Annotated in this window: 24 protein-coding genes, 1 other RNA gene and 1 pseudogene; 15 read left to right on the plus strand and 11 right to left on the minus strand. The window is 65.8% G+C overall.

The window, feature by feature from the left end; translation table 11 throughout:
* Positions 1–181 precede the first annotated feature (181 nt).
* Together rpsP and ffh are read right to left on the minus strand one after the other, a co-directional pair.
* Positions 182–622 (minus strand): annotated as a pseudogene (gene rpsP / locus AC1DX5_RS06795) (30S ribosomal protein S16); the annotation flags it as partial.
* Between the two features lie 27 nt (positions 623–649).
* Positions 650–2152, minus strand: coding sequence for a signal recognition particle protein (gene ffh / locus AC1DX5_RS06800; protein WP_465173524.1), 1503 nt, complete (start codon positions 2150–2152; stop codon positions 650–652).
* Between the two features lie 257 nt (positions 2153–2409).
* Here ffh and AC1DX5_RS06805 point away from each other — a divergent pair, with 257 nt between their 5' ends.
* Entirely contained in the window at positions 2410–4050 is a 1641-nt protein-coding gene (locus AC1DX5_RS06805; RefSeq protein ID WP_465173525.1) for a putative bifunctional diguanylate cyclase/phosphodiesterase, read from the plus strand.
* Here the strand turns inward: AC1DX5_RS06805 and AC1DX5_RS06810 are convergent.
* The gene (locus AC1DX5_RS06810; protein WP_465173526.1) at positions 4025–4606 is read right to left on the minus strand and encodes a DUF924 family protein; all 582 of its coding nucleotides are present in this window, start codon (positions 4604–4606) and stop codon (positions 4025–4027) included. The two genes, AC1DX5_RS06805 and AC1DX5_RS06810, sit on opposite strands and share 26 nt — an antisense overlap.
* Before the next feature lie 23 nt (positions 4607–4629).
* Between AC1DX5_RS06810 and mtaB the strand changes: the two genes are divergently transcribed.
* The 3 genes from mtaB to AC1DX5_RS06825 are packed head-to-tail and all read left to right on the plus strand — an operon-like array spanning position 4630 to position 7422.
* Positions 4630–5877: a tRNA (N(6)-L-threonylcarbamoyladenosine(37)-C(2))-methylthiotransferase MtaB gene (gene mtaB / locus AC1DX5_RS06815; protein ID WP_478014652.1), complete on the plus strand. Its 1248-nt coding sequence runs from the start codon at positions 4630–4632 to the stop codon at positions 5875–5877.
* Positions 5874–6815 (plus strand): signal recognition particle-docking protein FtsY, encoded by a 942-nt coding sequence (gene ftsY, locus AC1DX5_RS06820; protein WP_478014653.1) that lies wholly within the window; start codon positions 5874–5876, stop codon positions 6813–6815. Before mtaB ends, ftsY begins: the two co-directional genes overlap by 4 nt.
* Entirely contained in the window at positions 6805–7422 is a 618-nt protein-coding gene (locus tag AC1DX5_RS06825) for a septation protein A (protein ID WP_465173529.1), read from the plus strand. The genes ftsY and AC1DX5_RS06825 overlap by 11 nt, the downstream gene beginning before the upstream one ends.
* Before the next feature lie 330 nt (positions 7423–7752).
* On the opposite strand, the gene AC1DX5_RS06830 is transcribed toward AC1DX5_RS06825, so the two are convergent.
* Positions 7753–8361, minus strand: a complete 609-nt coding sequence (locus tag AC1DX5_RS06830) for a superoxide dismutase (RefSeq protein ID WP_465173530.1) — start codon at positions 8359–8361, stop codon at positions 7753–7755.
* An 89-nt stretch (positions 8362–8450) separates the two neighbouring features.
* Positions 8451–9494, minus strand: coding sequence for a phage shock protein operon transcriptional activator (pspF, locus tag AC1DX5_RS06835; protein WP_465173531.1), 1044 nt, complete (start codon positions 9492–9494; stop codon positions 8451–8453).
* A 175-nt stretch (positions 9495–9669) separates the two neighbouring features.
* On the opposite strand from pspF, the gene AC1DX5_RS06840 reads away from it, so the two are divergent.
* The 11 genes from AC1DX5_RS06840 to AC1DX5_RS06890 all read left to right on the plus strand — a co-directional run bounded on the left by AC1DX5_RS06840 (position 9670) and on the right by AC1DX5_RS06890 (position 13832).
* Positions 9670–9816 carry a hypothetical protein gene (locus AC1DX5_RS06840; RefSeq protein WP_465173533.1) on the plus strand — a complete coding sequence of 49 codons (147 nt, stop codon included), beginning with the start codon at positions 9670–9672 and terminating at the stop codon, positions 9814–9816.
* 100 nt (positions 9817–9916) lie between these two features.
* A complete protein-coding gene (gene pspA / locus AC1DX5_RS06845) occupies positions 9917–10588 on the plus strand; it encodes a phage shock protein PspA (protein ID WP_465173534.1) in 672 nt (223 codons plus the stop codon).
* 1 nt (position 10589) lies between these two features.
* Positions 10590–10856, plus strand: coding sequence for an envelope stress response membrane protein PspB (gene pspB, locus AC1DX5_RS06850; protein WP_465173535.1), 267 nt, complete (start codon positions 10590–10592; stop codon positions 10854–10856).
* A gap of 1 nt (position 10857) precedes the next feature.
* Positions 10858–11238: an envelope stress response membrane protein PspC gene (pspC, locus tag AC1DX5_RS06855; protein WP_465173536.1), complete on the plus strand. Its 381-nt coding sequence runs from the start codon at positions 10858–10860 to the stop codon at positions 11236–11238.
* Positions 11239–11267: 29 nt separating this feature from the next.
* The gene (locus AC1DX5_RS06860) at positions 11268–11558 is read left to right on the plus strand and encodes a hypothetical protein (protein ID WP_465173537.1); all 291 of its coding nucleotides are present in this window, start codon (positions 11268–11270) and stop codon (positions 11556–11558) included.
* Positions 11559–11584: 26 nt separating this feature from the next.
* Positions 11585–11884 (plus strand): hypothetical protein, encoded by a 300-nt coding sequence (locus AC1DX5_RS06865; protein WP_465173538.1) that lies wholly within the window; start codon positions 11585–11587, stop codon positions 11882–11884.
* A gap of 11 nt (positions 11885–11895) precedes the next feature.
* Positions 11896–12213: a hypothetical protein gene (locus AC1DX5_RS06870; protein ID WP_465173539.1), complete on the plus strand. Its 318-nt coding sequence runs from the start codon at positions 11896–11898 to the stop codon at positions 12211–12213.
* Between the two features lie 11 nt (positions 12214–12224).
* A complete protein-coding gene (locus tag AC1DX5_RS06875; protein WP_478014654.1) occupies positions 12225–12500 on the plus strand; it encodes a hypothetical protein in 276 nt (91 codons plus the stop codon).
* A 168-nt stretch (positions 12501–12668) separates the two neighbouring features.
* Positions 12669–12938 carry a hypothetical protein gene (locus AC1DX5_RS06880; protein ID WP_465173541.1) on the plus strand — a complete coding sequence of 90 codons (270 nt, stop codon included), beginning with the start codon at positions 12669–12671 and terminating at the stop codon, positions 12936–12938.
* A gap of 17 nt (positions 12939–12955) precedes the next feature.
* Positions 12956–13198: a hypothetical protein gene (locus tag AC1DX5_RS06885; RefSeq protein WP_465173542.1), complete on the plus strand. Its 243-nt coding sequence runs from the start codon at positions 12956–12958 to the stop codon at positions 13196–13198.
* A 226-nt stretch (positions 13199–13424) separates the two neighbouring features.
* Positions 13425–13832: a SufE family protein gene (locus AC1DX5_RS06890; protein ID WP_465176837.1), complete on the plus strand. Its 408-nt coding sequence runs from the start codon at positions 13425–13427 to the stop codon at positions 13830–13832.
* 180 nt (positions 13833–14012) lie between these two features.
* Here the strand turns inward: AC1DX5_RS06890 and AC1DX5_RS06895 are convergent, their stop codons facing one another.
* The 6 genes from AC1DX5_RS06895 to AC1DX5_RS06920 all read right to left on the minus strand — a co-directional run bounded on the left by AC1DX5_RS06895 (position 14013) and on the right by AC1DX5_RS06920 (position 18978).
* On the minus strand, positions 14013–14336 hold the full coding sequence (locus tag AC1DX5_RS06895) for a hypothetical protein (protein WP_478014655.1): 324 nt from the start codon (positions 14334–14336) through the stop codon (positions 14013–14015).
* The gene (locus tag AC1DX5_RS06900; protein ID WP_465173545.1) at positions 14318–14860 is read right to left on the minus strand and encodes a J domain-containing protein; all 543 of its coding nucleotides are present in this window, start codon (positions 14858–14860) and stop codon (positions 14318–14320) included. Before AC1DX5_RS06900 ends, AC1DX5_RS06895 begins: the two co-directional genes overlap by 19 nt.
* Positions 14861–14943: 83 nt before the next feature.
* Entirely contained in the window at positions 14944–16908 is a 1965-nt protein-coding gene (locus AC1DX5_RS06905; RefSeq protein WP_478014656.1) for a hypothetical protein, read from the minus strand.
* Positions 16909–16972: 64 nt separating this feature from the next.
* Positions 16973–17337: RNase P RNA component class A (rnpB, locus tag AC1DX5_RS06910), an RNA gene on the minus strand.
* Positions 17338–17386: 49 nt separating this feature from the next.
* Positions 17387–18076, minus strand: coding sequence for an N-acetylmuramoyl-L-alanine amidase (locus AC1DX5_RS06915; protein ID WP_465176838.1), 690 nt, complete (start codon positions 18074–18076; stop codon positions 17387–17389).
* Positions 18073–18978, minus strand: a complete 906-nt coding sequence (locus AC1DX5_RS06920) for a DMT family transporter (protein ID WP_478014657.1) — start codon at positions 18976–18978, stop codon at positions 18073–18075. Before AC1DX5_RS06920 ends, AC1DX5_RS06915 begins: the two co-directional genes overlap by 4 nt.
* Position 18979: the final 1 nt, after the last annotated feature.

Genomic DNA, 18979 nt, shown 5'->3' on the forward strand with positions numbered 1-18979 from the left:
ACTTGCCCTCGGCGGTCTCGTCGGTGTCGCCGGCATCGCTGTCCGGGGTCGCCTCGTTGGCCGGTGCTTCCTCGGGAGCGGCTTCGACCGGCGGGGTCTGCTCGGCGACGGCCTCGGCAACCGCTTCGGCTTCCGGCGTCGGCTCTTCGGTCGCTGCTTCGACCTCGGCGGCGATCACGGCCTCGGCTTCCTCGTTGCTGTCCTGCGCCGGGGGAGCTTCCTCGGCGACGGGCTCAGGCTCGGGTGCCGGCGCGGCGGCGGCTGCAGCGGCTGCCTCATCGGCTTCGGCCTGCTTGGTCGCACGCTCCTCGGCGCGCTCGGTGGCCTTCTCGCCGGGCTTGCCCTTGTTCGGGTTGTTGCGCGCCGGACGCTCGCGGACGCCCGCGACGTCGAGGAAACGCGCGACGCGGTCGGTCGGCTGCGCACCGACGCCCAGCCAATGCTTGGCGCGCTCGCCGTCGAGCACGATGCGCTTGTCATCGTCCTTGGCGAGCAGCGGGTTGTAGGTGCCGAGCTTCTCGATGAAGCGGCCGTCACGCGGCGAACGGGCGTCCGCCACTACGATGCGGTAATACGGACGCTTCTTGGAGCCGCCACGCGACAGACGAATGCTGAGTGCCATTACTTCTTCTTCCTTCTTTCGATTACGTTATTTCTTCTTGATCAAATTCTCGAAACCGGGGGGCAGATTGGCCTGTCCGCCGCCCAGCCCCGGCAATCCGGGGCCGCCAACGGGGCCGTTGCCGCCCAGCATGTTGCCGAGCCCGGGGCCGCCAAGGGCATTGCCGAGGCCACCCATGCCGCCCCCAGGACCACCTCGGCCGAGCATCGCCGCCATGCCCTTCAACCCGCCCATCTTGCGGATCTTCTTCATGGCGGTGGACATTTCCTGGTGCATCTTGAGCAGCTTGTTCACGTCCTGCACGGTCGTGCCGCTGCCCTTCGCCACGCGGATCTTGCGCTTGGCGTTGATGATCTCCGGCTTGGCGCGCTCCTTGGGCGTCATCGAGGTGATCATCGCGTCCATCCGGAGCAGGATCCGCTCGTCGACCGCGCCCGAAGCCATGGCCTGTTGCGCCTTCTTCATGCCGGGGATCATGCCGGCGAGTGCGCCGAGCCCGCCCATCCGGCGCATCTGGCCAAGCTGGGCGCGCAGGTCGTTCATGTCGAACTGGCCCTTGGCCAGCTTCGCCGCCATCTTCTCGGCGTCTTCCTGCTGGATCGCCTCGGCGGCACGCTCGACCAGGCCGACCACGTCGCCCATGCCGAGGATGCGCCCCGCGACACGGCCCGGATGGAACGCCTCGAGCGCGTCGAGCTTCTCGCCCATGCCGGCGAACTTGATCGGCTTGCCGGTGACGGCACGCATCGACAGCGCAGCACCGCCGCGCGCATCGCCGTCCATGCGAGTCAGCACCACGCCGGTCAGCGGCACCTGTGCGGAGAAGCTGCTCGCGACGTTGACGGCGTCCTGGCCAGTCAGCGCATCGACGACGAGCAGGATCTCGGCCGGCCTGGCGACGTCGGCAACCGCCTTCATCTCGTCCATCAGCGCCTGGTCGACATGGAGACGGCCGGCGGTGTCGAGCATCAGGACGTCATAGCCCTGCAGCTTCGCCGCCTGCATCGCGCGCCGCGCGATATCGACTGGCTGCTGGCCCGGCACGACCGGCAGGGTCGCGACCTCAGCCTGGGTACCGAGCGTCGCCAGCTGTTCCTGCGCGTTCGGGCGATTGACGTCGAGCGACGCCATCAGCACCTTCTTGCGCTCGCGTTTCGCCAGCCGAAGCGCGATCTTGGCGGTGGTGGTCGTCTTGCCCGAGCCCTGCAGGCCGACCATCATGATTACGGCCGGCGGGGTGACGCCCAGCTCCAGCTCCGACGCGTCCGAGCCGAGCATCTCGACCAGCGCATCGTTGACGATCTTGACGACCTGCTGGCCCGGCGTGACCGAGCGCAGCACATTCTGGCCGACGGCCTTCTCGGTCGCCTTGTCGACGAAATCGCGCGCGACGGGCAGCGCCACGTCAGCCTCGAGCAGCGCGACGCGCACCTCGCGCATCGCGGCGCGCACGTCCGCCTCCGTCAGCGCACCACGCCCACGCAGTCGATCGAACACACCGCCAAGACGGTCGCTCAGGCTCTCGAACATCAACAACCTTTCATTCCGGATCGACATCCGGCCCGAGAAACGCAAAGAACGCCGGCGGACGAAACCTCGTCGGCCGGCGTAGCCCTATGGGCACCCCTTCACGAATCCGATGACGGAAACGAACGCGGCCGCCCTTAGCGCACCGCACATGATCGCGCAACCTCGGTGCGCGCCGGCGATTTGCATGCACCGGGCTTAACCCGATCTATACGCCTGTCGTGGAAAGGAGGTGCATGAGTATCCGTGGGGCACGTGGGATGGTGGGTGAAATCGGCGACGACTCGGGGCTGGAAGTGCCCAGCACGCGTGGCGACTCGATCAGTGGGGCAATTACCGTCGCCTCGATCCTGCTGTTCATTGGCACGGGCAGTTCAGTGCTGTCCTCGACGCTTCAGCATTATTTCTCCGGTGGGGAAGGCACAGACCAGACTCTGGTCATCGCCCTGCTGCTCAACGTCGCCCTGATCCTGTTCGGCTGGCGCCGCCACCGCGAACTCGCCCGCGAGGTCACGGTCCGCGCCGCCGCCGAGGAACGCGCGCACCAGCTCGCCGCCAAGGACCCGCTGACCGGCTTCCTCAATCGCCGCAGCCTTGGCGAGCAGGGTGCGGCGATGTTCGCCCGTGCCGAACGCCGGGGCAAGGCGATGGCGATGATGATGCTCGATCTCGACCATTTCAAGACGATCAACGACATGCACGGCCACGCGATCGGCGATACGCTATTGCGCGAGGTCGCGGTGGAGATCGCGGCCGCAATGCCCTCGATCGCGCTGACCGCGCGCTTCGGCGGCGATGAGTTCGCCTGCGCCTTTCTGTTCGACCCCGCCCATCCCGACACGGTCGAACGCATCGCCGAGCGAATCGTGTCGCGCCTCGCCCAGCCGTTCAGGGCGGAGGGGCTTCAGCTCCATATCAGCGTCTCGCTCGGTATCGCCCGCTCGGACTTCGATTGCGCGACCATCGATGCACTGACTCGCTCTGCCGACATCGCCATGTACGCCGCGAAGAATTCGGGCCGCAATCGGTTCGCCTGGTTCGACCTGTCGATGGAGCGCGAGCTCCAGGCACGCAACGAGCTCGAGGCCGGCCTGCGCGGCGCGATCCCGCGGCAGGAGGTGGTTCCCTATTTCGAGCAGCAGATCGATCTCACCACCGGCCGGCTCGGCGGGTTCGAGGTGCTGGCGCGCTGGGAGCATCCGCAACGCGGCCTGGTCGGGCCCGAGGCCTTCATTCCGATCGCCGAGGAAACCGGCATGATCGCCGATCTCTCGCTCTCGATCATGCGCCAGGCCTTCACGGCGGCGAAGGACTGGAATCCGGCGCTGTCGATTTCGGTCAACATCTCACCCTGGCAGCTCAAGGACGCCTGGCTCGCGCAGAAGATCATCAAGGTCCTGACCGAAACCGGCTTCCCGGCGACCCGGCTCGAAATCGAGATCACCGAAAGCTCGCTGTTCGACAATCTGCCGCTCGCCCAGTCGATCGTCGCCAGCCTGAAGAACCAGGGTGTCAGGCTCGCGCTCGACGATTTCGGCACCGGCTATTCGTCGCTGGCGCATCTCCGCGCCCTGCCCTTCGACCGGATCAAGATCGACAAGAGCTTCATCATGTCGATCACCGAGAATTCCGAAAGCGCGGCGATCGTCAATGCCATCACCCGGCTCGGCGACAGCCTCAACCTGCCGATCACCGCGGAAGGTATCGAGGACGCATCGATCGAGGAGCGGCTGCGCGCGCTTGGCTGCTCCAGAGGCCAGGGATATCTCTACGGCCGGCCGATGAGCATCGCCAACACCCGTCGCCTGCTCGCCGAGCGGCGCCTGCTGCTTCAGCCGGCTGCCGGCGATATCAGAGAGATAACTGCCGGCCTTTCTACCAGCCAGCGCCTGGCTGTTTGAGATAGGCCTGTTCATCGGGCGTCGATTGCCGGCCGAGGGCCGCGTTGCGTGACGGAAATCGCCCGAACCGCGCGATCACATCGGCATGGTCATGGGCGTAGGAGAGATTCTCCTCGTTGCCGAGTTGCTCGAAACAGCCGACCGACAGCGCCTGCGCCTCGCGGCTCTCCGCGTGCATCAGCGGCATGTAGAGGAAGGGCCGCCGCTCGTCCGGGTCGAGCCGTTCGTCCCAGCCCCGCTCGATCGCCTCGCGCGTCAGGTCGAGCGCCAGCGCGTCACCGGAAAACGCCGCCGCCGTGTCGCGGTGGATGTTGCGGGAGAACTGATCGAGCAGGATGATCGCCCCCAGCAAAGTCTCCGGGTCGTCCCGCCAGCCACGCGCCTGGCTTGCCAGCACCGCGTCGCGCAATGCACCGAACCGTTGGGCGATTTCGCGGTCGAGCGCCAAATCCTTGCCGAAACGCTTCTTCGCCGGAACCTCGTCAAACCAGAAGGACAGTATCGCATGGGCCTTTTCATGGACTTCGTCCGAACCCGCCCCTAGATCACCGCGCATGTACCACCGTTCCGGCCTCCCTGATGGCTGAGCCCGACATTATCAGCCTGGGCTGCCGTCTCAACATCGCGGAAAGCGAGACGATCCGTACGCTCGTCGGCGGCCGCGACATGGTGGTCGTCAACAGCTGTGCCGTGACCAACAGCGCGGTGCGCGAGACGCGCAGCGCGATCCGCCGCGTGCGCCGCGACCGGCCGGGGGCGCAGATCGTGGTGACCGGCTGCGCCGCGCAGATCGATCCGCGGAGCTTCGCCGCCATGCCCGAGGTCGACCGGGTGATCGGCAACGCCGAGAAATTGAAACCGGAAGCCTGGGAAGCGCATGATGAGGTGATGGTCGGCGACATCATGCAGGTGCGCGAGACGGCGCCGCATCTTGCCGCCGCCTTTGCCGCGCACGCCCGCGCGTTCGTCGAGGTGCAGAATGGCTGCGACCATCGTTGCACCTTCTGCGCGATCCCGTTCGGGCGCGGCAACAGCCGCTCGGTTCCGGCCGGCGGGGTGATCGACCGGATCCGGACACTGGTCGATACCGGACACCGCGAAATCGTGCTGACCGGAGTCGACCTCACCAGCTACGGCCCGGACCTTCCGGGCACGCCTTCTCTCGGCTTGCTGGTCGAACGCATCCTCAACCATGCCCCGAAGCTCGCGCGCCTGCGCCTGTCCTCGCTCGATTCGATCGAGATCGACGACCGGCTGTTCGAGCTGTTGACGACCGAGCCACGCATGATGCCGCACGTCCATCTCTCGCTTCAGGCGGGCGACGACATGATCCTGAAACGCATGAAGCGGCGCCACAACCGCGCGGAGAGCGTCCGGATGGTCGAACGGCTCAAGGCGGCGCGCTCCGAGATCGCGATCGGCGCTGACCTGATCGCCGGCTTCCCGACCGAGACCGAGGCGATGTTCCGCAATACGCTGGCGCTGATCGATGATTGCGACATCGTCCACCCGCACATCTTCCCCTATTCGCCGCGCGAGGGCACGCCAGCGGCACGGATGCCGCAGGTCGAGCCGGAAGTGCGCAAGCGCCGCGCCGCGATGTTGCGCGAGGCTGGCGCGACACGACGCGCGACCTGGCTGCAGAGCCTGGTCGGCACCGTCCAGCCGGTCCTGGTCGAGCGCCCCGGCGACCGCGGCCATGCCCCGGCTTTCGCAGAAGTACGCTTCCCCCTCCCCGTTGGCTCGGCGCGAACGGAGGTTGGGAGTATCCAACCCATCCTGATCACCGGCGCCAGCGCCACCACCCTCACCGGAATCCCTGCATGAGCACTACTCCAAGCTGGCACGACAAACTGCTCGGCGGCTTCAAGCGCACCTCCGATCGCCTGATCGGCAATCTCGCCGGCCTGGGTACCGCGCGCCTGGACGAGGCGACGCTCGACGAGATCGAGGAAGCGCTGATCGCCTCCGATCTCGGTCCCGAGACCGCCGCCCGCATCCGCGCGCGCCTCGCGGAGGGCAGCTTCGAGCGCAACATGGAGGAACTCGGCATCCGCCTGGTCGTCGCGGAGGAGATCGAGAAGGTGCTGGCGAAGGTCGCCAAACCGCTCGAGATCGCGGCGTTTCCACGTCCTCAGGTGATCCTGGTCATCGGCGTCAACGGGTCCGGCAAGACCACCACCATCGCCAAGCTGGCGCATTATCTGACCGAGCAGGATTATGGCGTCATGCTCGCCGCCGGCGACACCTTCCGCGCCGCCGCGATCGGCCAGCTCGCCACCTGGGCTGGCCGGGTCGGCGTGCCGATCGTCTCGGGCAACGAAGGCGGCGACGCGGCCGGCATCGTCTATGAGGCCGTAAAGCAGGCGACCGCTACTGGGATCGACGCGCTGATCGTCGACACCGCCGGACGCCTGCAGAACAAGCGCGAGCTGATGGACGAGCTGTCCAAGATCCGCCGCGTGCTCGGCCGCATCAACCCGGAATCCCCACACGACATCCTGCTCGTGCTGGACGCGACGACTGGCCAGAACGCGCTCAACCAGATCGAGGTGTTCAAGGAATTCGCCGGCGTCACCGGGCTGATCATGACCAAGCTGGACGGCACCGCGCGCGGCGGCGTGCTGGTCGCGGCGGCGGAGAAATATGGCCTGCCGATTCACGCCATCGGCGTCGGCGAGGGCATGGGCGATCTTCGGCCGTTCGATGCGAACGAGGTTGCGCGGATCATCGCGGGTGTGGAAGGGGTTCGCCATGGCAAGTGAAACCAAGCTTCCCCCGGTCGGCCCCGGCCTCCGCCTTGCGATCGACGTCGCGCCGCTCGCGGTCTTTTTCGTCGTGAATTTCATGAGCGGCGGCCCGCAGATCGCGCGGCTGCTCGCGGCGACGACGGCGTTCATGGTTGCAAGCGCGATCGCGATGGTGGTGTCGCGCTGGAAGACCGGCCGCATCTCGCCGATGCTGTGGATGACCGGAACCCTGGTGCTCGTGTTCGGCGGTGCCACGCTCTATTTCCACAACGAGACCTTCATCAAGATCAAGCCGACCTTCGTCTATGCCAGTTTCGCGGCGATTCTGGCGTTCGGCCTCGCAACCGGCCGCCCCTTGCTCCAGTCGCTGCTGGAGACCGCTTATCCCGGTCTGACCGAACAGGGCTGGCGCAAGCTGACGATCAACTGGACGATCTTCTTCGCCTGCATGGCGGTGCTCAACGAGGTTGTGTGGCGCAACAGCACCACCGATTTCTGGGTGGCGTTCAAGCTATGGGGTGCGATTCCGCTGACCCTGGTCTTCGCGATCGCCAATGTGCCGATGCTGATGAAGCACGGGCTGAATACAGGGCAAGAGCCGCCGGTCCCGCCTGAGGGATAAAATTCCTCCCCGGAACGGGGAGGGCGTCCGAGCTTTGTTCTGCCCCCCGGCAGAACAAGATCCTATCCGGGGAATAGGATCTCGCTCGAACGCGCCGAAGGCGGTGGAGGGGCTGGTCGGGCGGGGCCTGGCATAGACCGGCTCCGCGCGAACGCCGCAACTCTCACCGTTCCTACTTAGACGCGTTCACCGCGCTCCAAACCCCTCCGCCAGCTTCGCCACGGGTTGCTCCGCAACCCGGCTTCGCTGCCGCGACATGCCCCCGGCATGTCGCTGATCGCAGCTACGCCCCCCTCCCCTGAGCTCCGCTCAGGGGAGGAATTCCGTAGATCAGCCCACCACGCCGTCGTAGATGCGTCCGGCCTCGTCCCAGTTCACCACGTCCCACCACGCCTTGAGATAGCCGGGGCGGTCGTTGCGATAGATCAGGTAATAAGCGTGCTCCCACACGTCATTGCCCAGGATCGGCGTGCCCTTCACGGCAACGTCGTCCATCAGGGGATTGTCCTGGTTCGGCGTGCTGGTGACCTGCAGCTTGCCATCGGCGTCGGCGATCACCCATGCCCAGCCCGAGCCGAACTGGCCGGCGCCCTTGCCGTTGAAATCTTCCTTCAGCTTGTCGAGCCCGCCATAGGCGTCGATCGCCTCCGCCAGCTTGCCCGACGGCGTGCCGCCGCCCGGGGTCATGATCTTCCAGAAGAAGTCATGGTTCCAGAAACCGCCGCCATTGTTGCGGACCAGCGGCGGCTGGGTCGAGATCACGGCCAGGATCTCTTCGATCGTCTTGCCGGCCAGCGAGGGGTCCTTTTCGACCCCCTCGTTGAGCTTGTCGGTATACGCCTTGTGGTGCTTGTCGTGATGGAACTTCATCGTCTCTTCGTTGATGGTCGGCTCCAGCGCGTCATAGGCGTAGGGAAGCGGGGGCAGTTCGAAAGCCATGAGTCATCCTCCTTGGAAATGCGCGGGTCACTGACGCAACGCCGAGCCGGTGAAATGGGTCCGACAGCCTCGTTACGCAACCGATTCCGTCACGCCCCGGCGGAAATAAGCCCATGGCGCTTCAACGCGTGGCGAAGCTGGTCGTAACTCAGCCCAAGCGCTTCCGCGGTGGCGCGCTGATTGAAGCGATGCTCGCCAAGCGCCTTGGTCAGCAGATCGCGCTCGAACCGGGCAATGCGCGTCTTGAAGTCGGACGGTGCCTCATCGGCCTCCTCCGCCGGTGCCGTCACGGGCTGCGCGCTTTCCGGCGGCGCCGTCAACACCGGCGCGGGCGTCAGGGGCGCGCCGGCCGGTGCCGGCCGATAGGGTGAATGGAACGGGTCGAACTCGATCGCATCGATCGGCCCTGCCTGCTCCCACCGATAGACGGCGCGCTCCACGACGTTGCGCAACTCGCGCACATTGCCGGGCCATTGATAGTCGACCATCGCCGCCATCGCGTTGGGGCCGAATCCGGGCCAGTCGTCAAAGCCCATTTCGGAGGCCATGCGCCGCCCGAAATGCTCGGCCAGCACCATCACGTCGCCGGGGCGCGCACGGAGCGGCGGCAGGGTCACCACCTCGAACGACAGCCGGTCGAGCAGATCGGCGCGAAACTGGTGCCGCGCCACTTTGTCGGGCAGATTCTCGTTGGTCGCCGCGACGATGCGGACATCGACCTGCAACGGTCGCGAGGATCCGATTCGGGTGATCTCGCCATATTCGACCGCGCGCAGCAGCCTTTCCTGCGCGCCCATCGACAAGGTGCCGAGCTCGTCCAGGAACAGGGTTCCGCGATGCGCTTCCTCGAACCGCCCGACGCGCGACTTGGTCGCGCCGGTGAAGGCCCCTGCCTCATGCCCGAACAATTCGGCCTCGATCAGCGTCTCGGGCAAGGCAGCGCAGTTCATCACCACCAGAGGCTGGTCCCAACGTGGGCTCAGGCGGTGGAGACGCTCGGCGACCAACTCCTTGCCGGTGCCGCGTTCGCCGATGACGAGCACCGGGCGGTCGAGCGCGGCCGCGCGGCTGGCGCGCTCCAGCGTCTCGAGAAAAACGTTCGACTGGCCGATGACCTGGGTAGTGCGATCCATGCCCAAGCCTTGGCGTAAATTCCCAAGGCTTGGCAAGATATTTTAGATCGGTTCATGTGGCGTTCAGCCGAAAATGGCGGAAAACCGAGCTTTTAGAAACTGGCACGCTCCCTGCAATACTCCTGGCATCTGCCCAACAGGGCGACACGGACAACCAGTTACAGGGAATTACGCCATGAAGAACCGCTACAAAGCCGGCGACCTCCGCCACACCGTCGCAGCCGTCGCTTGTGCGGTCGTGCTGGGCTCCACCTTCCTGCTCGGCGCCGTCGCGCCGGCCCAGGCCGCTCCGGCGGCCCTCTACACCCAGACCGCCGCCTGATCGTCAGGCGGCGCTGCCGGGGCGGCCACCCCTTGCACCGCCCCGGCACCCCTTCAACCCTCACCCAGTATCCTGCGTACCTATTAGGAGAGTTTTCGAGATGGGCATTTTCTCCCGAACCCGCGACATCATCGCCGCCAACTTCACCGATCTGCTCGACAAGGCGGAAGACCCCGCCAAGATGATCCGCATGATCATCCTCGAGATGGAGGAGACCCTGGTTGAAGTCCGCGCCTCCGCCGCGCGCACCATTGCCGACCAGAAGGAAATGCGCCGCCACATCTCGAAGCTCGAATCGCTTCAGGAAAGCTGGACCGAAAAGGCCGAGCTGGCCCTGTCCAAGGGCCGCGAGGACCTGGCCAAGGCCGCCCTGGTCGAAAAGCAGAAGGCCGCCGACATGGCCGCCCAGCTGACCGGCGAGATCACGGTGCTCGACGAAGCGCTCCGCGCCTCGGAAGAGGACATCAACAAGCTGCAGACCAAGCTTCGCGAGGCCCGCACCCGCCAGAACTCGATCGTCACCCGGCTCGAGACCGCGCACAACCGCTACAAGCTGCGCGAAATGTATGCCGGCCCGAAGATGCAGGACGCGTTCTCGCGCTTCGAGATCATGGAGCGCCGGGTCGACATGGCCGAGGGCCGCGCCGAAGTCGCCGGCATGGGCGTCCCGAAGAGCCTCGAGGAGGAGATCGCGGAGCTGAAGGCAAGCGAGAAGGTCGAGGCGGAACTCGCCGCGATGAAGGCGCGCGCCGCCGGCTCGAAGGAAGTCTGAGATGGAAGACGTCCTTATCCCAGCGATCGTCTGCGGCATCCTGTTCATCGGCATGCCCTGGGTGATCCTCCACTATGTGACCAAGTGGAAGCAGGCGCCGAAGATCACCACCGAGGACGAGAATCTGCTCGATGAGCTGCACTATCTCGCCCGCCGGCTCGAAGACCGCCTGAATACCGTGGAGCGCATCGTCGCCGCCGACCACCCCGAGTGGCGCCCCGGCACGATGACGCCTTCGACCAGCAACGACCTTCCCAGGAGCAACTGAGATGTCCGCAAGCCGCACCAAATTCTATCTCGACAAGCAGAACCGCAAATGGCTGGGCGTCTGCGCCGGGATCGCCGATTACACCGGGGTCGATGTCACCTGGGTCCGCGTCGGCGCCGTTCTGCTCACCATCGCCGGCGGCTTCCCCTGGACGCTGCTCGCTTACTGGCTGGTCGCCTGGATGGCCGAGAGCAAGCCCTACGGCCTGTACGAAACCCCGGAAGACGCGAAGTTCTGGCAGGGTGTCCGTTCGAACCCGAAGCGCTCGACCGCTGAGGTCCGCTCCAAGTTCCGCGACATCGATCGCCGGCTCGCCGACATCGAGATGATGTACACCAGCCGCAACAGCCGCCTCGCCGACGAGATCGACAGCCTGCGCTGAACCTCGCCGCCGAACAGGGGAGAATGACAATGACTTGGGGTGGACCTGGCTTCGTGATCGCGATCATCGCGATCTCCTATGCCGGCTGGATCATCAACAACTGGGTCCGCGCCCGCCACGGCTATCCTCTCGAGGATGAGTGGTCCGGCAAGAGCGCGAAGGGAGACCCCGACGCGGAACGGAAGATCCAGCTGCTGACGACGGAGAATGAGCGCCAGGCCGGGCAGATCAGCCGGCTGGAGGAACGGATCGCAGTGCTGGAACGCATCGCAACCGACCCCGCCGAACGCACTGCCCGCCAGATCGACGAGCTGCGCTGAAGCGCACAGGCTCAGGAGTTAGAACGATGCACAACGGTCAAATTTTCGTCCTCGCGATCATCGCCCTCGCCATGCTCGGCGGTGTCGCGAAGATGTGGATCCGGGCCCAGCACGGCCTGCCGATCGAAACACGCCGCAGCCGCCGGTACCGCGATCGCTACGCCGACGACGGTCCCGACGCCGAACGCAAGATCCACCTCCTCTCATCCGAGAACGAGCGGCTGGTGGGCCAGGTTTCCCGCCTCGAGGAGCGGATCGCCGTCCTCGAACGCATCGCCACCGATCCCGCCGAGCGCACCGCTCGCGAAATCGACGCCCTTCGCTAGGAGCAGCACCAATGAACGAACATCTGATCATGGAGCTGATCAAGCCGGTTTCGCTGCTGACGCTGATCGCGATCGGCGCCTGGCTGGTCACCACCTGGATGAAGGTCCGCCACGGCTATCCGCTCACGGGAAGCAACGGGCAGACGCTCTATCCGAGCTCGGGCGAGGAAACGATCGAGCGGGTCAAGTTGCTGACCCAGGAGAACAGCCAGCTTCGCGCCGAGATCGGCGCGGTTAAGGATCGGCTCGCTAATGTCGAACGCATCGTCACGGACGGCGCGCACAGCCTTGATCGCGAGATCGAACAGCTCCGGCTGAAGGCAAACTGAGGAGACAGGTTGTGGAACCCAATATCGTTTTCATGATCCCGATCCTCGCGATCATGGTCGGACTGGTGGCGGTGGTCGGCGGCGTGATCGTCAAGCCGTGGCTGGCCCACCGCGAGAAGCAGATGGAACTCGAAGCCAAGATGATCGCCGAGAAGGCCGCGCAATATGCGTCCCAGACCGGCGGCCTCGAACAACGGGTGCGTGTGCTGGAGAGGATCGTCACCGACCGCGGCATCGACGTCGCGGACGAGATCGAGAAGCTCCGGAACCAGCCCCCGCTCAACTGAACTTTGAATAGAAGGATTTCGCGATGATTATCTTCCTGGCCGTGATGACCGCTGTTGCCGGCGTCGCCGTCTACCTCTGCGAGCGGGTCGATGCCCCCCGCCGCCGCCTGGAGCGTGAGGCCGGCAAGGCCCTCTGAAGCACCCGTTTTCGAAACAGGGAGTTGAAACATGAACCCCTTTGAAATGGTTGTCGCCATCGTCGTCATTGCCACGATCGGCAGCGTGCTCCGCGCTCGCTACGGCATCGGCCGCGACCGCAAGGGCAACGACTACAGCGTCCGCGACGACGGCATGGCCCAGGCAGAGAACCAGCGGCTGCGCGAAGAACTCCGGGCCATGAAGGAGCGCCTGGCGGTCCTCGAACGGCTCGCCACCGAAAACGACACCAGCGGCGCACGCCTCGATCGCGAGATCGAAAAGCTGCGCGACCGCACTTGACCGAGGGAGCAGGGATCATGACCGATCCGAACTTCTACATCACCATGGCAATGACCACGCTGGCGGGCCTCGGCATGCTGAGCTTCGTCGCCCTCACCGGCTGGCGCGGCTGGCTCGCCCTGAAGCGCCAGGAGCTCAATCTGCAGGGCGACCTGCACACCGCCCCTTCGATGCCCAATGCCAGCGCCCGCATCGAGATTGCCGACCTGAAGGAACGCATCCGCAAGCTCGAGGCGATCGCCGCCGGCGTGGATCTCTGACCTGGCTGCGCCGCACCTCGCACATCCTCAGGTGCGAAGCGGCGCGGTAATGTAGTGAAGGACACCCTCGCTCTTCTACTTCCCCGGCGAAGGCCGGGGTCCAGTTGGGGGACGGTTGTAACTGGCGATGCGTGCCGTCGAGTGGCCTTCCCAACTGGACCCCGGCCTTCGCCGGGGAAGGAACATCGGTTTGATTTTGGTCCGCACAGGCCCTAGCGCCCACCTCATGCAAAGCCTCGCTGACCTGCAAGACGAATACAGCTTCCTCGATGCGGACGATCGCTACCGTCTGCTGATCGATCTGGGCAAGGACCTGGAACCGATGCCCGAGGCGCTGAAGACCGACACCACGCTGGTCCGCGGCTGTTCCGCGTCGGTATGGGTCTATCCCACGGCAAAGGATGACGGCAGGCTCCATTTCCTCGCCGATTCCAACGCCGCGATCACCAAGGGCATCATCGCGCTGGTGCTGTTGACGGTGCAGGATCAGGCCCCCGCCGCGATCCTCACGGCCGATATCGAGGCGGCGCTGGCGCCCTTCGACCTGAAGAACCAGCTCAGCTCGAACCGCACTCAGGGCATACCCAACATGATCGCCCTGATCCGCGAGACCGCGGCACGCTACAGGGGCTGAGGCGCGGTCACGATCTGGCGCAATGCCGCGACCAGACGGTCGGGATCCCTCACGGGTCGCCCGGACGGCATCCGCAGTCTAGATCGGCGTAGAGCACTGCATCACCGGGGCGCAGCCGCTTCTGCACCGCAACGAGATCACTCACCGTCTTCGCCCTCACATAGAAGCTGGTGTCGCGGCTCACGCGGTCGCCGTCGTCAGGCCGACCGCCTCGGCAACCGCATCGAGATTGGTCCCGGCTTTCACCAGCATCCACTCGCCGGGAGCAGCGCCGTCGACCATCGTCACCGCGCCGCGTGGGCAGACACCAAGGCATTTCACCTCGACAATGCCGGCCCTGCCCTTACGGCCCTTCTTCAGTCCGAGATGCTTTCTTAGCGCCTTGGCGAGCGGCGTCCGCCCCTTGGGACCGAAGCCGCCATCCAGCTTCTTCGAGCATTTCTTGCAGACCAGCAGCGTGCTCGACCAGTCCGACCGGACCGATTTCAACCGGCGGGTTTCCATTGTCGCGCGTCCTCGGCGGTGCGCAGCACGTCATAAGCCGCCTGGATCGCCTGGAACCGGGTCGCTGCTTCCTTGTCGCCAGGGCGGACATCGGGATGATTGGACTTGGCAAGCCGCCGCCAGGCCACGCGCACCGCGTCGAAATCGGCGTCGGCCTCGAGTTCGAGCACCTCCAGCGCACGCATTTCGTCGCGTGATCGGCTGCCGTCGCCGGGCCCGGCCCAGCCATAATGCTTCGCCTCGGCATAGCCGTCCGCCGTGCGGGTTTCGTCGGCCTCGCGCTTCGCGGCTTCCTCGGCGGTCAGGCCTTCGAAGTAATTCCAGCCGCGATTATATTCCGCCGCGTGATCCTGGCAGAAATACCAGCGTTCCGGGCTGTTGGGCGATTTCGGCGCGGGGCAGTTGCCCGGCGCGTCGCAGCCATGCCGGTCGCACAACCTCACCGTCGTCGCCTCGCGGCCGGCACCATAGCCGCGCCAGCGGGGAAAGCCCCAGTCGACCGATCGGGAGGAGGAACGCGCCATTGGCCCGACATAGGGGAAGCAATCGGGAGCGCAACCGCGAGAATGGCGATTATCGCACCCGAGCCCCGGTCTCAGCCAGGATTCTAGAAACCAAGTGTGAATCGGACTCGCTGGCTGCTCGCACCGCATCCGAGCGCCCCGTCGGGGCGATAGGATTTGGCATAGCGCGCACCCGCCATGGTGCGTACGCCCGCCTTGGTGAAGACGAAGGGCGGATAGCTGAGAATGGCCCGCTCGTTCACCACCCGCCCCTCCGCCGACACGTCGAACTGGGTCTGGGTCCACCCCTCGAAGCCCCATTGCATGGCTTCCTGCGGAAAAGTGCCGCCGGCGCTCAGGAACTTCGGTGGTGAATCGACGATGCCACATTGATTGGCCGCTAGCCCCGATCGTTCGAACGCAGCCCGTGCCGCCTCGGCATTGCCCGATTGTTGCTCGATCGAGGCGATGCGGACCAACGCGCCGACTCGCATCGGGTCGTTCGCGACGAGAGCGGAATCCTCTGCCACCTGACGCAGCAACTCGCGCGTCCGCGATCCCTTTGATCGCTCATCGGCATCCGCGATCAGCAGCCGCAAGGCCGATCTGGCCTGCGGATCATTCGCGTACAATGGCTGCGTCAGAAGGGGCATCGCCTCGCGTGCGAAATCGCTCCCGCGCTTGCCGGTGGCGCGGGCCGAACCGCGCTCGGCGAGGTCCAACGCCAGACGAGGCAGTGCGGGCACGCCGTTCGCGTCCGCGATGGCGAGCGCGCGGCGTGCCAGGACATTGGCCTCTTCACGCGGCAGGACGACATTGTCGACCAACCGGTACAGCGCGGGCAGCGTCTGAAGCGACTCCGCGCCCTTCACCTCGGCGGCGGCGAGCGCGACGCGCTGGCGCGGCAGGGCCTGCGCATCCGACAGGCCATCCTTGGCGGGAACCGTCAGCTGCTTTTCCACCAGCCAGTTTTCCAGGCTGGCCGAGAGGAAATTGCCGATCGACGGCCGCTCGAACTCCGTCGAGCAGCGCATCTCGATCCGGATATTGTAACGGAAGAATCGCGGCAGCGTCTTCACCTGTTCGGGCGTCCACGACCAGCCGAGCGCCGCGCGCGCGAATTCCAGCGCTACCGGGCCGCCGCCCGCCGCGTAGATCGGCGTGCTCGAAATCACCGTTCCGTCATCGCCGATACTGAATTCGACCACGGCCATGTCGTCCGGCTTGAGCCCGCCCTCTCCGCCGCAAGCCGGTGCCTTCATCTGCACCGCCGGATCGAAGGTTCCCTTGGGCAGGCGGCCCGCCCCGGTATAGGCCATATATTTTCGGGCCTCTTCGGAATTGCCGGCGAGCAGCGCCGCGATCGCGGTGTCGGACCGCGCCGAGACATCGCGCAGGTCGACACGCGTCGTCAGGCCACCAAGGAGCTTTACCGCTTCCGCCGACTTCGCGCGGGCACCCGCGAAGTCGCCATTGTTGAGCAGCAACAGACCCTCGCGCCGGGCGAACTCCGCCGAAACCACGGGGTCGACCATGGCCGTCGCCATGATCGCCTTGCCCTTCGCCAGCGCGTCCGTGGCAACGGCGGGGTCGACATAAGTGGCTGTCTGGACGAGGCCGAGCAGTGCCGCAAATCGGTTGGCCGCCGAATCGCTCGCGGCCGCCGCATCGCGATAAGCCGCCATCGCGCTGGCATAATCGACTGCCTCCTGCGCGATGCGCCCGAGGTTGAGATAGGCACGGTAACGGTCATCGCTCAACGACGCGTCGTTGGCCGGCAAGTCGGCCAGGCCGGCCCGCGCGGCTGCCACGGCCTCGTCCTTGCGGTCGAGCGCGAAGAGTGCCGCGCTCTTGCGCACGAGCATGATGGCATGACTGCGCTTGTTCTTCACCGTGCGGCGCTCGAGCGCCTCCCAGGCGTTGAGCGCCGCCTGTTTGTCGGTGCCCGCGTCGAGGGCGTCGGCCGCTTCGAAATCCTGCTGGACAGTCGTGGTCGCCTGCTGCGCAACAACCGGTGCCGCCGCAGCGATCAACGCGACGCCTGAAATTCCTGCCTTGAGTGCCCGCATGATATCCCCGCCTTTCGAAGCTTATGCGGCGATAATATTGCAGCGTAAAGAAGCGCTTCGGAAAAATGCCAGAGGGTCTGTAAGCCGGGTTCTGTCCACCCTTTTCAGGGATGGGCGACCATTCCTCTAGGCCCGCATTTGCATGCGGGCTCAAGCAACCAACCCGGGCGACGAGCTGAAACGAAGCCCATATGCCGCCCCTATTCGGTCTTGCTCCCGGTGGGGTTTGCCGTGCCGCTCCTGTTACCAGTCGCGCGGTGCGCTCTTGCCGCACCCTTTCACCGTGGCGGGGCCGAAGCCTTCGCCGTCTGCTCTCTGTGGCACTTTCCCTGGGGTCGCCCCCGCCGGGCGTTACCCGGCACCGTCGTTTCGCGGAGCCCGGACTTTCCTCGGCACGCTTGCACGTGACGCGGCCGCCCGACCCTCTGGCCGGAGCCCTGTAGCGCGAGTTTCACTCGCGCGAAAGCGGACACAAAAATCAATCGTCTCCGGCGGGCTTTGGCAACAACAGCGCCAGCAGGATCGAACGGCACTCTCCGTCGATCTCGCCGTCGATCAGCTCGGGGCGGTAGCGACGCTGAAAGGCGACGACAGCCGCCAGCTTGTCCGACACGTCATAGCCGAACCGTTCCAGCGCGATCAGGAAGCCGGCGTCGGTCCACATCGGGTCCATCAGGTTCCGGGTCGGCCGCGGCAGGGCAAGGCGCAGTCTCGCGAGGCGGTTCCAGGGGAACAGCTCGCCCGGGTCCTGCTTGCGCGTCGGCGCGACATCCGAATGGCCGACGATATTGCCGCGGGTGATGCCGTGGCGCTCCTTGATCTCCGCGACCAGCGGCAGCAACGCGTCGATCTGCTGCTCCGGGAAGGGCGGATAGCCGAATTCATGGCCGGGATTGACGATCTCGATGCCGATGCTCGCGCTGTTGACGTCCTCGATCCCGCGCCAGCGCGCCTTGCCCGCGTGCCAGGCGCGCTTGTCCTCCGCCACCATGCGCAGGATCGTGCCGTCCTCCGCCACCAGATAATGCGCCGAGACCTTGGCCGCCGGATCGCGCAGCCGGTCGATCGCGCCCTGCGCGTCCTGCATGCCGGTATAATGCAGGACGATGATCGAGATCCCCAGGCGGCGCTCGTCGAAATTGGGCGAGGGCGTGTCGATGATCGTCATGGCGTGTCCCCTGCGCGCGCGGTCCGGATGGTGACGATGGCGACACCGACCATCGCGATAGCACCGCCCGTCAGCATAAGCATGGTCGGCGGCGTGTCGAAATACCACCCCGTCGCGAACACCGCGATGATCGGTGAGGCGAGCGTGAGCGGGGTGACGGTGCTGACCGGATGGCGCTGGAGCAGCCAGGACATCGCTCCCTGCCCCAGCACGGTCGATCCAATGGCGGAAAAGACCACCCAGCCGAATGTCCGGAGCGGAATCTGCGGGATCGCCCACATCGCCTCGGTCTCGACGACCAGCGCGGTCGTACCGAGGATGATCGATCCCCATAGCCCGATCCAGGCATAGATGGTCAGCACCGGCACCCCGATCAGGTTGCGCTGGATCAGCGAGCAGATCGCCCAGATGAAGCTCGCCAGCGCAGTCAGCGCGAGCCCCGGTATCTCCTCGACCATCGCCGGGTCGAACACCAGCAGGCCGACACCCGCGACCGACAGCACGATGCCGGCGATCCGCGGCAGGCGGATCTTCTCGCGGAACACGATGATGGCCAGCAACAGCGAAAAGGGCACGCCAAGCTGCCCGGCGATGGCCAGCGCGCCGACATGATGCGTGATCGCCAGCGACAGGTTGGTGGCGACATAAAAGGCGCCGCCCGACAGGATGCCGAGCGCGGTCAGCGCCCGCATCCGGCCGCGGATGACCCGGAGCGAGCCGAGGCAGACGATCAGGACGAGCAGTTGCCGCAGGAAGCCCGCGGTCAGTGGCGCAATCCCGCTCACCGCCATCTTCACCGCGATGATGTTGAAGCCCCACAGGATGTTCATGCCCGCCACGACGATGAGATCGTGCGGGCCGAACCCCCTGGCCTGCCCTTCCCCGGATATCGCCTGAGTCATC

This window comes from Sphingomonas sp. P2_B6 (genome assembly GCF_056404755.1).

Excerpts from the sequence above, each read along its gene's own strand:
- ffh (WP_465173524.1), bottom strand. The coding sequence starts at position 2,152 with ATGTTCGAGAGCCTGAGCGACCGTCTTGGCGGTGTGTTCGATCGACTG.
- AC1DX5_RS06805 (WP_465173525.1), top strand. The coding sequence starts at position 2,410 with ATGGTGGGTGAAATCGGCGACGACTCGGGGCTGGAAGTGCCCAGCACG.
- AC1DX5_RS06810 (WP_465173526.1), bottom strand. The coding sequence starts at position 4,606 with ATGCGCGGTGATCTAGGGGCGGGTTCGGACGAAGTCCATGAAAAGGCC.
- mtaB (WP_478014652.1), top strand. The coding sequence starts at position 4,630 with ATGGCTGAGCCCGACATTATCAGCCTGGGCTGCCGTCTCAACATCGCG.
- ftsY (WP_478014653.1), top strand. The coding sequence starts at position 5,874 with ATGAGCACTACTCCAAGCTGGCACGACAAACTGCTCGGCGGCTTCAAG.
- AC1DX5_RS06825 (WP_465173529.1), top strand. The coding sequence starts at position 6,805 with ATGGCAAGTGAAACCAAGCTTCCCCCGGTCGGCCCCGGCCTCCGCCTT.
- AC1DX5_RS06830 (WP_465173530.1), bottom strand. The coding sequence starts at position 8,361 with ATGGCTTTCGAACTGCCCCCGCTTCCCTACGCCTATGACGCGCTGGAG.
- pspF (WP_465173531.1), bottom strand. The coding sequence starts at position 9,494 with ATGGATCGCACTACCCAGGTCATCGGCCAGTCGAACGTTTTTCTCGAG.
- AC1DX5_RS06840 (WP_465173533.1), top strand. The coding sequence starts at position 9,670 with ATGAAGAACCGCTACAAAGCCGGCGACCTCCGCCACACCGTCGCAGCC.
- pspA (WP_465173534.1), top strand. The coding sequence starts at position 9,917 with ATGGGCATTTTCTCCCGAACCCGCGACATCATCGCCGCCAACTTCACC.
- pspB (WP_465173535.1), top strand. The coding sequence starts at position 10,590 with ATGGAAGACGTCCTTATCCCAGCGATCGTCTGCGGCATCCTGTTCATC.
- pspC (WP_465173536.1), top strand. The coding sequence starts at position 10,858 with ATGTCCGCAAGCCGCACCAAATTCTATCTCGACAAGCAGAACCGCAAA.
- AC1DX5_RS06860 (WP_465173537.1), top strand. The coding sequence starts at position 11,268 with ATGACTTGGGGTGGACCTGGCTTCGTGATCGCGATCATCGCGATCTCC.
- AC1DX5_RS06865 (WP_465173538.1), top strand. The coding sequence starts at position 11,585 with ATGCACAACGGTCAAATTTTCGTCCTCGCGATCATCGCCCTCGCCATG.
- AC1DX5_RS06870 (WP_465173539.1), top strand. The coding sequence starts at position 11,896 with ATGAACGAACATCTGATCATGGAGCTGATCAAGCCGGTTTCGCTGCTG.
- AC1DX5_RS06880 (WP_465173541.1), top strand. The coding sequence starts at position 12,669 with ATGAACCCCTTTGAAATGGTTGTCGCCATCGTCGTCATTGCCACGATC.
- AC1DX5_RS06885 (WP_465173542.1), top strand. The coding sequence starts at position 12,956 with ATGACCGATCCGAACTTCTACATCACCATGGCAATGACCACGCTGGCG.
- AC1DX5_RS06890 (WP_465176837.1), top strand. The coding sequence starts at position 13,425 with ATGCAAAGCCTCGCTGACCTGCAAGACGAATACAGCTTCCTCGATGCG.
- AC1DX5_RS06895 (WP_478014655.1), bottom strand. The coding sequence starts at position 14,336 with ATGGAAACCCGCCGGTTGAAATCGGTCCGGTCGGACTGGTCGAGCACG.
- AC1DX5_RS06900 (WP_465173545.1), bottom strand. The coding sequence starts at position 14,860 with ATGGCGCGTTCCTCCTCCCGATCGGTCGACTGGGGCTTTCCCCGCTGG.
- AC1DX5_RS06905 (WP_478014656.1), bottom strand. The coding sequence starts at position 16,908 with ATGCGGGCACTCAAGGCAGGAATTTCAGGCGTCGCGTTGATCGCTGCG.
- AC1DX5_RS06915 (WP_465176838.1), bottom strand. The coding sequence starts at position 18,076 with ATGACGATCATCGACACGCCCTCGCCCAATTTCGACGAGCGCCGCCTG.
- AC1DX5_RS06920 (WP_478014657.1), bottom strand. The coding sequence starts at position 18,978 with ATGACTCAGGCGATATCCGGGGAAGGGCAGGCCAGGGGGTTCGGCCCG.